This is a genomic window from Primorskyibacter aestuariivivens, from assembly GCF_028023675.1.
Classification (GTDB): domain Bacteria; phylum Pseudomonadota; class Alphaproteobacteria; order Rhodobacterales; family Rhodobacteraceae; genus Marinovum; species Marinovum aestuariivivens.
In genome coordinates, this window is sequence record NZ_JAQIOZ010000007.1 from 100,787 (window position 1) to 114,861 (window position 14,075).

The 14,075-nt window shown below is 63.2% G+C and carries 12 protein-coding genes; 6 read left to right on the forward strand and 6 right to left on the reverse strand.

All coding sequences use genetic code 11. The features are described from left to right. Window positions 1-63 precede the first annotated feature (63 nt). The 3 genes from PGB28_RS09500 to PGB28_RS09510 are packed head-to-tail and all read left to right on the forward strand — an operon-like array spanning window position 64 to window position 4,244. On the forward strand, window positions 64-1,884 hold the full coding sequence (locus PGB28_RS09500) for an ABC transporter ATP-binding protein (RefSeq protein ID WP_271421276.1): 1,821 nt from the start codon (window positions 64-66) through the stop codon (window positions 1,882-1,884). Window positions 1,885-1,909: 25 nt separating this feature from the next. Then, window positions 1,910-3,079, forward strand: a complete 1,170-nt coding sequence (gene argE, locus PGB28_RS09505) for an acetylornithine deacetylase (RefSeq protein ID WP_271421277.1) — start codon at window positions 1,910-1,912, stop codon at window positions 3,077-3,079. 1 nt (window position 3,080) lies between these two features. Continuing rightward, entirely contained in the window at window positions 3,081-4,244 is a 1,164-nt protein-coding gene (locus PGB28_RS09510; RefSeq protein WP_271421278.1) for a M20 aminoacylase family protein, read from the forward strand. Window positions 4,245-4,308: 64 nt separating this feature from the next. Here PGB28_RS09510 and rsgA read toward each other — a convergent pair whose 3' ends face one another. Further along, window positions 4,309-5,343: a ribosome small subunit-dependent GTPase A gene (gene rsgA, locus PGB28_RS09515; protein ID WP_271421279.1), complete on the reverse strand. Its 1,035-nt coding sequence runs from the start codon at window positions 5,341-5,343 to the stop codon at window positions 4,309-4,311. Window positions 5,344-5,586: 243 nt separating this feature from the next. On the opposite strand from rsgA, the gene PGB28_RS09520 reads away from it, so the two are divergent. Beyond that, complete coding sequence (locus PGB28_RS09520; protein WP_271421280.1) at window positions 5,587-6,384, forward strand: glycosyl transferase; 798 nt, start codon at window positions 5,587-5,589, stop codon at window positions 6,382-6,384. Between the two features lie 155 nt (window positions 6,385-6,539). Here PGB28_RS09520 and moaA read toward each other — a convergent pair whose 3' ends face one another. Next, window positions 6,540-7,547 carry a GTP 3',8-cyclase MoaA gene (moaA, locus tag PGB28_RS09525; protein WP_271421281.1) on the reverse strand — a complete coding sequence of 336 codons (1,008 nt, stop codon included), beginning with the start codon at window positions 7,545-7,547 and terminating at the stop codon, window positions 6,540-6,542. Window positions 7,548-7,630: 83 nt separating this feature from the next. On the opposite strand from moaA, the gene PGB28_RS09530 reads away from it, so the two are divergent. Then, window positions 7,631-8,137 (forward strand): hypothetical protein, encoded by a 507-nt coding sequence (locus PGB28_RS09530; protein ID WP_271421282.1) that lies wholly within the window; start codon window positions 7,631-7,633, stop codon window positions 8,135-8,137. Here PGB28_RS09530 and PGB28_RS09535 read toward each other — a convergent pair. From PGB28_RS09535 to glmU, 4 genes are all read right to left on the reverse strand, one after another. After that, window positions 8,127-8,807 carry a DNA alkylation repair protein gene (locus PGB28_RS09535; RefSeq protein ID WP_271421283.1) on the reverse strand — a complete coding sequence of 227 codons (681 nt, stop codon included), beginning with the start codon at window positions 8,805-8,807 and terminating at the stop codon, window positions 8,127-8,129. The genes PGB28_RS09530 and PGB28_RS09535 overlap by 11 nt on opposite strands. Window positions 8,808-8,817: 10 nt before the next feature. After that, window positions 8,818-9,981, reverse strand: a complete 1,164-nt coding sequence (locus PGB28_RS09540) for an acyltransferase family protein (RefSeq protein WP_271421284.1) — start codon at window positions 9,979-9,981, stop codon at window positions 8,818-8,820. A gap of 124 nt (window positions 9,982-10,105) precedes the next feature. Further along, complete coding sequence (gene glmS, locus PGB28_RS09545) at window positions 10,106-11,929, reverse strand: glutamine--fructose-6-phosphate transaminase (isomerizing) (RefSeq protein ID WP_271421285.1); 1,824 nt, start codon at window positions 11,927-11,929, stop codon at window positions 10,106-10,108. After that, window positions 11,929-13,284, reverse strand: a complete 1,356-nt coding sequence (gene glmU / locus PGB28_RS09550; protein ID WP_271421286.1) for a bifunctional UDP-N-acetylglucosamine diphosphorylase/glucosamine-1-phosphate N-acetyltransferase GlmU — start codon at window positions 13,282-13,284, stop codon at window positions 11,929-11,931. The genes glmS and glmU overlap by 1 nt, the downstream gene beginning before the upstream one ends. A gap of 109 nt (window positions 13,285-13,393) precedes the next feature. Between glmU and PGB28_RS09555 the strand changes: the two genes are divergently transcribed. Further along, window positions 13,394-14,059 (forward strand): HAD-IA family hydrolase, encoded by a 666-nt coding sequence (locus PGB28_RS09555; protein WP_271421287.1) that lies wholly within the window; start codon window positions 13,394-13,396, stop codon window positions 14,057-14,059. The last annotated feature ends 16 nt before the right edge of the window (window positions 14,060-14,075 follow it).

A 14,075-nucleotide genomic window follows, 5' to 3' on the forward strand; every position in this document is an offset into this window, starting at 1 on the left:
GGTTTGACATGACCACAAAGCGCGCACTAGCGTCGGAGCCTGAGTGACAGGGGAGCGACAGACATGCTGGACCAGCCGATTGCCCGGATCGAAGGGCTGCGCGTGGAATTTCAGACCAAGGATGGCCCGGTGGTCGGCGTCGAAGATGTCTCGTTCGAGGTCAATCCCGGCGAAACGGTCTGTATCGTCGGCGAATCCGGTTCCGGCAAATCGGTGTCGTCGCTGTCGCTGATGCGGCTGGTCGAGTTCGGGGGCGGCGAGATTGCCAGCGGGCGGCTGATGTTTGACCGGCGCGACGGAGGCGAGGTGGACCTCGCGCACATTCGCCAAGACCTGATGCGCACCATTCGCGGCAATGAGATCGGCATGATCTTTCAGGAGCCGATGACCGCATTGAACCCGGTTTTCACGGTCGGGCGGCAATTGACCGAGGGGCTCAAACTGCACAAGGGCATGTCCCAAAAGCAGGCCGAAGCGCGCGCGCTGGAGCTTCTCAAACAGGTGCGCATTCCCGAGGCTGAGCGGCGTCTGAAACAATACCCGCATGAGCTTTCGGGGGGGATGCGCCAGCGCGTGGTGATCGCCATGGCGCTGGCCTGTGAGCCCCGGCTGCTCATCGCGGATGAGCCGACGACAGCGCTGGACGTCACCATTCAGGCGGAAATCCTCGCGCTGATGGACCGGCTCAAGCGCGAAACCGGCACGGCGGTCATGTTCATCACCCATGACATGGCCGTGGTGGCGCAGATGGCCGACCGCGTTGTCGTCATGTTCCGTGGCAACAAGGTCGAAGAGGGGACTGTCGAGGAAATCTTTGAAAACCCTCAGCATGATTACACCAAGTCGCTGTTGGCTGCGGTGCCGAAACTGGGCGAGATGCGGGGCAAATCCGCGCCCGAGCCGATGAAGCTCATGGGGGTGGAAAACCAGCATATCGCGCCGATTCCCGGCAGCGACGAGGTGCTTCTCAAAGTGTCGAACCTGACCACGCGTTTCCCGGTCAAGGGCGGGTTGTTCCGCAGGACGGTGGCCAATGTGCACGCGGTCGAGGACCTGTCTTTCAGCCTCAACAAGGGCCGCACGCTCAGCCTTGTGGGCGAATCGGGGTGCGGGAAATCAACCGCTGGCCGGTCCATTCTGCGTCTGGTCGAGCCTTTGTCCGGCTCTGTCGATCTGGCGGGCACCGACATCATGGCGCTGGACCAGAAGGGCCTGCGCGAGGCGCGGCGCGACATGCAGATGATCTTTCAGGACCCGTTCGCCTCGCTCAATCCGCAGATGCAGCTGATGGAGCAGGTGGCCGAGCCGATGAAGAATTACGGTATTGCCTCGGGTTCTGAAATCCAGGACCGGGTCGCCATGCTGTTCGACCGGGTGCACCTGCCGCGCAGCTTCATGCGCCGCTTCCCGCACGAGATGTCGGGCGGGCAACGCCAGAGGATCGCCATTGCGCGGGCGCTGGCGCTGAACCCGAAACTGATCGTCGCGGATGAGGCGGTCTCGGCGCTGGATGTGTCAGTGCAGGCGCAGGTGCTCAATCTGATGATGGAATTGCAGGAAGACCTTGGCCTGTCCTACCTGTTCATCAGCCATGACATGGCCGTTGTGGAACGGGTCAGCCATGATGTGGGTGTGATGTATCTGGGCCGGATCGTGGAGCTGGGGCCGCGCGCCCGGGTGTTCGAGAACCCGCAGCACCCCTATACTCAGGCGCTGATCAAGGCGGTGCCGATCGCCGATCCGCGCAAGCGGAAATCGGAGAAAGACCTGAATTTCAAACCGATCCCGTCGCCCATTCATCCCATCGGCTATGAACCGGAGCCATCGCAATATACCGAAGTGGAAAAAGGGCACTATGTTCTGACCACGGATAGCGGTTATTAACCCCGCTCAAAGGAAAGGACCCCCGATGGCCGAGCGCCTGCCCCCCCGCGCGCTTCTCGACAAACTGGTGAGCTTCCCGACCGTCAGCCGGGACACCAACCTGCCGCTGATCGAGTGGGTGGCGGAGTATCTGCAATCCCATGGCATCACGCCGCATGTCTGGCCCGACCCCGATCAACCGGAGAAAGCCGCGCTGTTCGCCCATGTCGGCCCGGAGGAAGAGGGCGGTCTGGTCCTGTCCGGTCATACCGATGTGGTGCCGGTGGATGGGCAGGAATGGAGCACTGATCCCTTCACCGTGACGGAACGGGACGGGCGGATTTACGGGCGCGGCACCTGTGACATGAAGGGCTTTGACGCGCTGGCGATCTGGGCGCTGGTCGAGGCGCAGCACATGGCCATAACACGGCCCCTGCAGCTTGCGCTGAGTTTCGACGAAGAGGTCGGCTGCACCGGCGCGCCCAAGATGATTGCCGCCATGCAGGGCGTGATCCCCAAGGCCAGCGCGGTCATCGTGGGCGAGCCGTCGCGCTTTCAGGCCGTCACCGGCCACAAGGGCGGGCAGGGGTTCGACACCGATGTGCAGGGCTTCGAGGTGCACAGCTCGATCATGCATACCGGCGTGAATGCGATCATGGAGGCGGCCAAGCTGATCGACTGGGCCAACCAGCGCAACACCGAGAGCGCGGCCGCCACGCCCGGCCCCTTGGCCGCCGCGTTCGACCCGCCATGGACCACGGCACATGTGGGGATGATTTCGGGCGGGACGGCGCATAATATCACGTCCAAGGATTGCCGCTTTCCGATGGATTTCCGCTTTGTTCCCGGTGATGATCCCGAGACATGGCGCAAGGATTACTTCGATGCCGTGGCCGAGGTCGAGGCAGCGATGCAGGCGGTCCGACCGGAAGCCAGGATCACGCTCTCCGAACGCTTTGCCGTCCCCGCGCTGGCCCCGGAGCACGAGGGCGAGGCCGAACTTCTGGTGCGCCGTCTCACCGGGGACAATGCGTCCCATGTGGTGAGCTACGCCACCGAGGCCGGGCAGTTCCAAGAGGCGGGTTACTCCGCCGTGGTCTGCGGCCCCGGCGACATTGCACAGGCCCATCAGCCTGACGAATATCTGGAAATCAGCCAGTTTCAGGCGGGCGAGGACTTCATGCGCCGCCTTCTGGCGACACTCAAAGGAGACTGACATGCCGGTCAAGAACCGCTTTGCAGAATTGCAGGATGAAATCACCGCCTGGCGGCGTGACATGCACGAAAATCCCGAGATCCTGTTCGAGACGCACCGCACCGCCGCGCTTGTGGCGGACAAGCTGAAAGAGTTCGGCTGCGACGAGATCGTCACCGGCATCGGGCGCACCGGTGTCGTTGGTGTGATCAAGGGCAAAAGCAGCGCCAGCGGCAAGGTCATTGGCCTGCGCGCCGATATGGACGCACTGCCGATTCATGAAGCGACCGGGCTGGATTACGCCTCCAAAACCCCCGGCGCGATGCATGCTTGCGGCCATGACGGCCATACCGCGATGCTTCTGGGCGCGGCCAAATACCTGGCCGAGACGCGCAATTTCGACGGCACCGTGGTGGTGATCTTCCAACCCGCCGAGGAGGGCGGCGGCGGCGGCAAGGAAATGTGCGACGACGGCATGATGGAGCGCTGGGGCATTCAGGAAGTGTACGGCATGCACAATTGGCCCGGCAGACCGGTGGGCAGCTTTGCCATCCGCCCCGGCGCCTTTTTTGCCGCGACGGACCAGTTTGACATCACATTCGAGGGGCGCGGCGGCCATGCAGCGAAACCGCAGGAGACGGTCGACAGCACCGTAATGGCGGCGCAGGCGGTGCTGGCGCTGCAGACCATCGCCAGCCGCAACGCCGACCCGGTGGATCAGGTGGTGGTGTCTGTCACTTCGTTTGAGACCTCCTCCAACGCCTTCAACGTCATCCCTCAACGTGTTGATCTCAAAGGCACTGTGCGGACCATGAGCCCCGAGATGCGCGATCTGGCCGAGAAGCGGATGACCGAGATCTGCAATGGGATCGCAGCCACCTTTGGCGGCACGGTTGAGGTGAAATATCACCGTGGCTACCCCTGCATGGTGAACCACCCGGCCCAGACCGACTTTGCCGCCGAGGTGGCGCGCAAGGTTTCGGGCGGATGTGACGAGGCGCCGCTGGTCATGGGCGGCGAGGATTTCGCTTATATGCTCGAAGAGCGGCCCGGGGCCTATATCCTCGTGGGCAATGGCGATACGGCCGCCGTGCATCACCCGGAATACAACTTCAATGACGAGGCGATCCCGGCGGGCTGTAGCTGGTGGGCCGAGATCGTCGAAACCCGGATGCCCGCCGCCTGACGGCACGGACCGGGTGCGAAAGACAGGGGGCGGAACGTGTGCAAGCGCTCCGCCCCTTTGCCGTTTACCGTTCGGTATCGCGTTTTTTGCGCGCCACGTGCTTGGCTTCGTTCACCATGCGCTTGAATGATCGGTGCCGCGCGCGCGATTCCGCGATGGTTTCGGAATTGAAGCTGTCCTCACGCCGAAGCTTTTGCCAGCGCGCCAGCCGTTCCGCGTCCAGCGTGCCGCTCTCCAGTGCCGCCTTGATCGCGCAGCCCGGCTCTTTGTCATGGGCGCAATCATTGAACCGGCACTCGGTGGCCAGTTCCTCGATATCGTCAAACACCGCGCCAATCCCTTCGGACGCATCGGACAATTGCAATTCGCGCATGCCCGGCGTGTCGATCAGCCAGCCGCCCGTCAGCGTCGGGCGCAATGCGCGCGAGGTGGTGGTATGGCGGCCCTTGGCGTCATCGGCGCGGATGCCCTGCGTGGCCGCCGTCTCACCCGTCAGATGGTTGCGCAGTGTGGTCTTGCCCACGCCGGACGACCCCAAAAGAGCCAGCGTTTGCGCCTTGCTGCACCATGGGGCCAGGCGCTGCGCGTCCTCGGGATCCTTGGCATTCAGCGCGATGGCGCTCACCAGCGGCGACAGGCGCTCGGCCCGGCTGACATAGTCACTTGGGTCGTCGCACATATCTGCCTTGGTCAGGATCACCTGCGGCAGCGCCCCCGAGGCCGAGACCAGCGCAAGGTAGCGTTCCAGCCGCGCAATGTTGAAATCTTCGTTGCAGGAGGTGACGATGCCGATCGTGTCCACATTGGCGGCAATCCGTTGTGTCGCCACCCCGTGACCCGCCGCGCGGCGGATCACGTCGGTGGTGGGGGTAAGCCGCCGCAGCGCGCTTTGCCCGTCGCTGAGCACCCAATCGCCCACCGCATAGGCACCGGCGGTTTCGCGGGGATGCAGGCTGACCTCGCCTGCCTCGGTCAGAACCGAAAGCCTGTCGCGATGCACCTCGGCAATGCGCGCAGGGGTAAGGGTCGCGTCGCGGGCTTCGAGTTGCGACGCGAAGTGATCCGACCAGCCGAGGTCGGAAAGTGTGAATTTTGTCAATGGAGTATACCCGTTTTCATGCGTTGGCCGACCCGTAGGGCAACCACCCTTGGGCCAAACAGAAATGAACCGGGGCCACGGCGCTCAGGCGGTGCCCCGCAGGGGTGTCACAATCTCCATCATGCCCTCCTGCGCAGATAAACGGATGACACGACGCTAGCGACGCGGGCCAATCGGATCAAGCCCGTGGCTGGTCATTTGCCAGTAGCGTTGCTAAGGCACATCACGACATCCGGAGGGGCCATGCAGCGCGCCAATATCATGTGCATCAAATGGGGTACGCTTTTCGGCCCCGAATATGTGAACCGGCTCTATTCCGGGGTGCGGCGCAATCTGGCGCGCCCGGTGCGGTTCATCTGCATGACAGAGCATTCCGAAGGTCTGCACGCCGATATCGAGGTGCTGGACCTGCCTGTGGAGCCTTTTGCCGAACCGATGGCCAAGGCACTGGCGGTGGCCAACCGTCAGGGTGCGATGCGCAAGGTGTCGCTGTTCCGCCCGGGTCTGGTGCCCGATCTGGACGGGCCGGTGCTGGGCTTTGATCTGGACGTGGTGATCACCGGTGATCTGGAGCCGATCTGGGCGATGAGCCCGGGCAAGGTTGCGATGCGCCATGACTGGACGGAAAAGCGCAAGGGACGGCCCACCGGGCATGGCTCGGTGTTTCGGTTTGACCCGGCGCTGCACGGGTTCCTCTACGAGGATCTGGCGGCAAACCCCTACGCCGAGGTAGAAAAGGCGCGCGGGTCCGAGCAGCGCTATACCTCGCACAAGGCGATGGATAACGGGGTGTTTGACTATATCCCCGGTGACTGGGTCGTGTCGTTCAAATATGACTGCAACCCGTTCCCACAGAACTGGATTTCGCGCCCGAAGCTCCCCCCCGAGGCGCGTGTCGTGTGTTTTCACGGCCGCCCCAAGATGACCGACGCGCTGGAAGGCTATCGCGGCTCGCTGATCCGCTATTCCAAGCCCTGCAACTGGCTGCGCGATCACTGGATCACGCGGGCGGAGCTTGATCTCGGGTCCGAATGGGCCTGATCCAATTGAGCGCTACCGCGCGCTTTTAGTCTGAAAATTGAGAGGCGACGCGATGCGGCGGATGCTGCGCCTTCGGTACAGGTTGCTCTGTGCGTATTTGTCAAAGAGAAGAAGCAAACAGGTCTTCTTCTCTTTTCAAATACGCAATTCCCCTGTCAGCCGCCGGTGTGGCTCATATGGCGCGAGACCTGCCCGTCTGCGCGCTGGCGCGAATAGTCGAAATCATGCCCCTTGGGTTTCAGCGCGATAGCGGCGCGGATGGCCTCTTCGAGCGGTGCGTTGCTGTCGGGATGATTGCGCAGCGCGGCGCGCAGGTCGGCATTATCTTCTTGCCCGAGGCACATGAAGAGCTCCCCGGTGCAGGTCAGCCGCACGCGGTTGCAGCTTTCGCAGAAATTATGCGTCAGCGGCGTGATGAAACCGAGTTTCTGGCCGGTTTCTTCCAACCGCACGTAACGCGCCGGGCCGCCGGTGCGTTCCGGCAAGTCGGTCAGGGTGAAACGCTCGCGCAGCTGGTCGCGCAGGTCTTCGAGCGACCAGTATTGGCCGACCCGGTCCTCATTGCCCAGATCGCCCATCGGCATGACCTCGATAAAGGTCAGGTCCATGTCGCGCGAGGCGCACCAGTCTGTGAGGGTGAATAGCTCATCCTCGTTGAAGCCCTTGAGCGCGACAGTGTTGATCTTGACCCGGAGCCCGGCCTTTTGCGCCGCATCGATGCCGCGCAGCACCTGCGGCAGGCGGCCCCAGCGGGTGACGCGGGCGAATTTTTCTTCGTCCAGCGTGTCGAGCGAAATGTTCACACGGCGCACGCCCGCGGCATAAAGATCGTCGGCAAAGCGTTCCAACTGGCTGCCATTGGTGGTCAGCGTCAGTTCTTGCAAAGCGCCGCTGTCGAGATGGCGGGTCATGGCGTGGAAGAATGTCATGATGTCCCGGCGCACCAGCGGTTCGCCGCCGGTGATGCGCAGCTTTTCCACCCCGAGCCCGATGAAGGTGGTGCACATGCGATCCAGCTCTTCCAGTGTCAGAAGCTCTTTCTTGGGCAGGAAGGTCATGTTTTCCGCCATGCAATAGACACAGCGGAAATCGCAACGGTCCGTGACGGAGACGCGAAGGTAAGAGATCGGGCGGGCGAACGGGTCGATCAGTTTCGGTGTCATGGTGCAGAACCTAGGTGGCAGGACCCTGCCGGGCAAGGGGAATGTGACATTGACGGCACCGACCAAAGGCGTAGGGTCGGGACATGAAAAAGGTCAATCTTCTCTTCGCCTGTGTGCTTGCGACAGCGGCTCTGACCGGATGTGGATCGGTGCCCGACATGTTCTCGGGCGCGGATCGCCCAAATGCGGCCGCCCCCGGGCCAGAGGATATGCGCCCCCGGTCTCGCCCGGGCGAAGACGCGCGCACCCCGCCCGCCGAGGCCAAAAGCGCCGAGGAGTTCGACACAACGACCGCCGAAGAGCGGGCTGCCGCCGCCGCGGTTCCCGAACCGGCGGGCGAAGTGGCCCTTGGGCGCACGGTTGCGTCGCTTGGGGATCCCGCGCGCCCCGGTTTCTGGCTGGAAACACCGCTTGTGGATGCGCCCGCCAAGGGCCGGGTGGAATATCCCGAGAGCGGGAAATCGGCGCAGGTTGACCTTATCCCGATCGCGGGCGAGGCGACGGCCGGCAGCCGGATCTCATTGGCGGCCATGCGTCTGATTGATGCCCCGCTGACCGAATTGCCGACGCTTCTGGTCTTCAGAAACTGAGGTACTTGCCCGCCTCGCGCGGGGCAAAGGGTTTGAGCCGCGCGCCATATTGGTCAAGAAAAGCGTGGCTGCGCGCGGGATCATGTTTCGACAGGTCGCGCAGCCACCAGGCCACGGCTTTCTGAATGAACCAGTCCCGATCCTCGACATAGCCCGCGGCCCAGCCAAGGATACGGTCCCGCCGGGCGAGATCTTCGGGCTTGGGATGAGCGATCTTGGCCCATGGCAGTGTGATGACCAGCGCGGCACGTCGTGTCCACATGTGATCCGCGGTGGTCCAGCTTTCCACCGTATCGAGGCGTGTCGGATCGGCGGTGAGCCGCCGTTGCCCGGCCATGCAGACGTGATCGGCAATCGCCCAGGCGTCAAACTCCGGCACCCAGCTTTGGATCAACGTCCAGACGGCATCATCGGGCCGCAGACGCGCCTGTGTCAGAAGTTTCGCGGCGGCGATCCGGGCCTCGTGAATGTCGGTCTTCCACAGCCTGTCGGCCAGTGTCACCCGTTCTGCAAGGCTCAGGTCGCGCCGCCAGTCACGGGTCAGATCGTTGAGCACCGGGTTCGGCACGCCAAGATAGCTGCGCGGCGCCTTGTGGTAAGCTGCCGAGCTTTCGGCGCGGCCGGGCTCGATATGGCGGCGCATCTGTTCAAGGGCGGTGTCCGGGGTCATGAAGGGCCTGTCACGGTTGCGATGACAGGCTGCTATCCTCGCGCGCCAGCCGTTGCAACCATCGCGGCCGCGTCCAGCGCTTCTGGTAGATCGGGTATTCCAGCTTCCGGTAGCTCCACTCCGCCAGCGCGATGGTGAGGGGCAGGCCAATGAACAGCACCACATTGGCTATCATCGGGTTTTGCAGCGCGTCCTCGTATCCGCCCGATTGCAGCAACTCGGGCTGCAGGCGGGTCACAACGCGGGCGGCCTGCGACAGGATCCACCAGACCGCCGAATGGATCATGTAGATGCCAAAACTGATCGTGCCAAGACGCACAAGATACCGGTTGCCCAATAGGCGCTTGAACGCGGTGTCATCTGGCGACGTAAAGAGCGCCAGCAGCAGGAAAAAGAAGACCGAGGTAAAGAACACCGCGCGCCCGTCCATGAAGGGCCAGGCCTTGCTGGTCAGGATCACTGCCGTCAGGATCACTGCCAGATTGGCCAGCCGGGCCGAACAGCGCACGCGTTCAGCGGTAACCAGATGCGCCAGCAACACGCCAAGGAAAAACCCCCAGAGACAGCGAGCCATACCGTGATAGGCGCTCATGTCGTGATTGGCGAGAAAGACAAAAGCGGAAAAGGCGATCAGCCCGCAGATGCTCAGGAAACGGGCGGGGTGATGGCGGAAGATCAAGGCCAGAAGCGCAAAGATCAGGTAGGTCCAGAACTCGGCTGCGATGGACCATGCGGGTTTGTTCCAGCTCAGGTTTTCGACCAGCAGCACATTGGTAAAGAAGAGGTTGTGTAGCAGCGTGGTGGCGTTGTTTTCGGCAAAAGCGGGCGTATCGGCCGCGATCCCTAGCCATGTGGTGCCGGCCAGCTTCACCAGTTCGAGTGCAAAGAACACCCCCAGCATGACCAGATGCAGCGGGTAGACGCGCAGGAACCGACCATAGAGAAAATCCCCCACGCCCAACGCTGTCCGCACCTGCGCCTGAAAGGCCATGGTGATTACACAGCCTGAGAGGATGAAGAAGAAATCCAGCATCATCCAGGCATTGTTGACAAGGTTATTGTCGATCAGCCAGGAATCCCCGCCCAGATGGTAGATCACGATCACCATCGCAGCGAGACCTCGCAGGGATTCGAAATAGGCGATCCTTTGGCGTGTCGCGGATCGGTGGGACATGGGGCAGCTCCATCACACCGGTTTGGACCCGGGCTACGGATGCTGCGTGGCGAAAACCTGTCAAATTTGCGGCAAATTCGTGGCAATTACCGTTGGGTAAGGTGACCGCGCGGCGCCAGTGGTATTATTCCACCGTGACCGACTTGGCGAGATTGCGCGGTTGGTCCACATCCGTGCCCTTGGTGACCGCCGTGTGATAGGCCAGAAGCTGCGCCGGAATGGCGTAGAGCATTGGCGTCAGGGCCTCGGGCACGGTGGGCAGGGCGAGCGAATGCCAGACCTCTGCGCCGCTTTGCTTTTCGCCTGCGGCATCGGTGATCAACACAACGCGTCCGCCGCGCGCCATGACCTCCTGCATGTTCGAAACGGTCTTGTCATAGAGCGAGTCGCAGGGCGCCATCACCACCACCGGAACCGCCGGGTCGATCAGCGCAATCGGGCCGTGTTTCAGCTCTCCCGACGCATAAGCTTCGGCGTGTATGTAGCTGATTTCCTTTAGCTTCAACGCGCCTTCAAGCGCGAGAGGATACATCAGCCCCCGGCCCAGGAAAAGCACATCGCGCGCCTCGGCCAGATCGACTGAAATGTCATGCAGCGCATCCGACAGGGTCAGCGCATCCTGGATCTGCCCCGGCAGGGCGCGCAGCGACGACAGGTGATCGGCCAGCGCCTCATCACTCAATGCGCCGCGATCATGGGCGGCCTTGAGCGCCAGCAGGAAGAGCACCGTCAACTGACAGGAAAACGCCTTGGTCGAGGCGACGCCAATCTCAACTCCGGCATGGATGGGCAGGGCCACATCGCTTTCGCGGGCAATGGAGCTTTCGGGGACATTAACCACGGACAAGATGCTGTCGGCCTTGTCCCGCATGTAGCGCAGGGCCGCCAGCGTGTCGGCGGTTTCGCCGGACTGGCTGACGAAAAGCGCGGCTGTGCGTGGCGAAACGGGCGGTTCGCGGTAGCGGAATTCCGATGCGATATCGACCTCGACAGGGAGGCGCGCGATCTGTTCGAACCAGTATTTCGCGGTCAGGCAGGCGTAATAGGCCGTGCCGCAGGCCACCATGGTCAGCCGCTCGATCCCGGTGAAGTCCGGCAGGCCCTCGGGCATGGTGATCCGGTCGCCCCGGTCCGGGACATAGGCGCTGATGGCGGTCTGGATTACCGCGGGCTGCTCGGCGATCTCTTTGGCCATGTAGTGTTTGTAGCCGCTCTTGTCCGCCGTCATGCTGCCCAGATCGACGGTCTTGACCGGGCGATTGGCCAGCCTCCCGTCGCTGTCGCGGATCTCGACCGATGTGCGGGTGATCACCGCGCGGTCGCCCTCGTCCAGATAGGTGATCCGGTTGGTGAGCGGCGACAGCGCAATGGCGTCGGACCCCACATACATTTCCCCCTCGCCATGCCCGATGGCCAGCGGCGAGCCTTTGCGCGCGGCGACCAGCAGGTCTGCTTCGCCGTCGAACAGGAAGGCCAGCGCAAAGGCCCCTTCCAACCGGTCCAGCGTGGCATAGGCGGCCTCGACCGGGGGCAGGCCCTGATCCAGATAATGCCGGGTCAGGAGCGCCACGGTTTCCGTGTCCGTATCGGTCTCACAGGTCAGCCCGGCAGCGCTCAGCTCTTCGCGCAGCTCGCGGAAATTCTCGATGATGCCGTTATGCACGACCGCCACGTCGCCGGCACGGTGCGGGTGGGCATTGGTCTCGGTTGGGGCGCCATGGGTGGCCCAGCGGGTATGGCCGATCCCGGATTTGCCCGCGAGCGGTTCATGCACCAGCTTGTCGCTCAGATTGACCAGCTTGCCCACCGCGCGGCGGCGACCCAGATGGCCGTCATGGATCGTCGCAATTCCGGCGCTGTCATAGCCGCGATATTCCAGCCGTTTCAGCGCCTCGACAAGGATCGGAGCGGCCTCGTTATGGCCGAGATACCCAACAATACCGCACATTAAGACTGCTCCTTGGCCTTACGGGCCTTTTTTGATTTTAGCATATCGAACATTTTGCGCGCCAGGCCCTCACGATTGGTCTGGTTGGCACGCGCCATGGCCAACGCGCCCTCGGGCACGTCGCGCGTGACCACGGTGCCGCTTGCGGTCATGGCCTCATCGCCCACGGTGACGGGCGCGACCAGCATGGTGTTCGAGCCGATGAAGGCACGCGCGCCAATGGTGGTGCGGTGCTTGAATACGCCGTCATAATTGCAGGTGATGGTGCCCGCGCCGATGTTCGTCGCTTCGCCAACCGAGGCATCGCCCACATAGCTCAGGTGATTGACCTTGGCTCTCGCCTCCAGCGTGGCGTTCTTGATCTCGACGAAATTGCCCACGCGTACATCTTCAGACAGTTCCGCACCCGGGCGCAGACGCGCATAGGGGCCAACGATGGCCCCCCGGCTCACATGGCAGCCCTCCAGATGCGAAAAGGCGCGGATCTGTGCGCCATTCTCGATGGTCACTCCGGGGCCGAAAACCACGTTGGGTTCGATCTCGGTATCCGGGCCGATATGGGTGTCATAGGCCAGGAAAACGGTTTCGGGGGCCGTGAGCGTGACGCCACTGTCCAGAAGCTCGGCACGGCGGGCCCGCTGAAACGCGGCTTCGGCGGCGGCCAGATCGGCGCGGGAATTCACGCCCATGGTCTCGGCTTCGTCACAGGTCACGGCGGTGGCCGAAAGCCCGTCTGTCCGCGCCAGCCCGACAATGTCGGTCAGGTAATATTCGCCTGACGCGTTGTCATTATCCACCTTGTCCAAGAGCGCAAACAGCGTCTCGGCGCTGGCCGCGACAACGCCGGAATTGCACAGGGTGATAGCGCGCTGCGCCTTGGTGGCGTCCTTGAATTCAACGATCTTGTGCAGCGCGTCGCCCTGCATCACCAACCGCCCGTATTTGCCCGGATCGGCGGCCTCGAACCCGAGAACGACCACATCATGCGAGGCCCGCGCCTCGGCCATTTTCGCAAGCGTTTCCGGGCGGATAAAGGGCGTGTCGCCATAAAGCACGATCACATCGCCGGTGAACCCGGCCAGCGCATCACGCGCATGTTGCACCGCATGCCCGGTGCCAAGCTGTTCGGCCTGCACGACACAGATCGCAGCCTCGTCATGGTCGCGCGCCACGGCTTCCACCGCCTCTGCGCCATGGCCGGTGACAATCACCGTGCGCTCCGGTTCAAGCTCTGCCCCCGAGCGCATCGCGTGGATCAACAGCGGCGCATGGGCCACCTTGTGCAGGACCTTGGGCAGGTCGGAGCGCATCCGCGTGCCTTTGCCAGCGGCCAGGATGACCAGTGCAGTGCTCATGTCGGTTTCTCTTTGTAATTGCCTCACGCCCGTTTTATCCGTCTGGGCCATAGCTGCAAGGCCGCTCGGCTCACGATGGATTGCGGTATGTGACAAAAGGGAGCGGCAGATGCGCACGGTGATCTTTGACCTTGATGGAACGCTGGCCGATACCAGCGGCGATCTGATCGCGGCGGCCAATGCCTGTTTCATCGCCATGGGCGAGGGCGCGCTTCTGGACCCGGCGCGCGATGCGGGCACGGCGCTGCGCGGCGGGCGGGCGATGCTGACGCTGGGCATGTCGCGTCTGGGGCGCGCGGATGAGGTGAAGACCATTGATTTCTGGTATCCGCGTCTTCTGGAGGCCTATGACGGGGCGATTGACACCCACACGGTGCTCTATCCCGGCGCGATGGAGGCGGTGGCCGCGCTGGTCGCAGATGACGTGCGGGTGGGGATTTGCACCAACAAACCCGAAGGCTTGGCCGACAAGCTGTTGCGCTCACTGGGCGTGCGAGAGGCCTTCGGATCGCTCATCGGGGCCGATACGCTGCCCACGCGCAAACCTGATGCCGCGCCTTACGTGGCCTCGGTCGAGCGGGCGGGCGGCGCGGTGGACCGCTCCTGTCTGATCGGGGACAGCGTGACGGATCGTGAAACCGCGCGCGCGGCGAGGGTGCCATCGGTATTGGTCACCTTTGGGCCATCGGGTGAAGATATGGCGGCGCTGGAGCCGGAGGTTCTGCTTGAGCGCTACGAGGATCTGCCGGGCGTGGTCGGGCGGCTTCTGGCGTGAGCGGTGAGGTGGGCAG

Coding starts and splice junctions, on each gene's coding strand:
- PGB28_RS09500 (WP_271421276.1), top strand. CDS start 64: ATGCTGGACCAGCCGATTGCCCGGATCGAAGGGCTGCGCGTGGAATTT.
- argE (WP_271421277.1), top strand. CDS start 1,910: ATGGCCGAGCGCCTGCCCCCCCGCGCGCTTCTCGACAAACTGGTGAGC.
- PGB28_RS09510 (WP_271421278.1), top strand. CDS start 3,081: ATGCCGGTCAAGAACCGCTTTGCAGAATTGCAGGATGAAATCACCGCC.
- PGB28_RS09520 (WP_271421280.1), top strand. CDS start 5,587: ATGCAGCGCGCCAATATCATGTGCATCAAATGGGGTACGCTTTTCGGC.
- moaA (WP_271421281.1), bottom strand. CDS start 7,547: ATGACACCGAAACTGATCGACCCGTTCGCCCGCCCGATCTCTTACCTT.
- PGB28_RS09530 (WP_271421282.1), top strand. CDS start 7,631: ATGAAAAAGGTCAATCTTCTCTTCGCCTGTGTGCTTGCGACAGCGGCT.
- PGB28_RS09535 (WP_271421283.1), bottom strand. CDS start 8,807: ATGACCCCGGACACCGCCCTTGAACAGATGCGCCGCCATATCGAGCCC.
- PGB28_RS09540 (WP_271421284.1), bottom strand. CDS start 9,981: ATGTCCCACCGATCCGCGACACGCCAAAGGATCGCCTATTTCGAATCC.
- glmS (WP_271421285.1), bottom strand. CDS start 11,929: ATGTGCGGTATTGTTGGGTATCTCGGCCATAACGAGGCCGCTCCGATC.
- glmU (WP_271421286.1), bottom strand. CDS start 13,284: ATGAGCACTGCACTGGTCATCCTGGCCGCTGGCAAAGGCACGCGGATG.
- PGB28_RS09555 (WP_271421287.1), top strand. CDS start 13,394: ATGCGCACGGTGATCTTTGACCTTGATGGAACGCTGGCCGATACCAGC.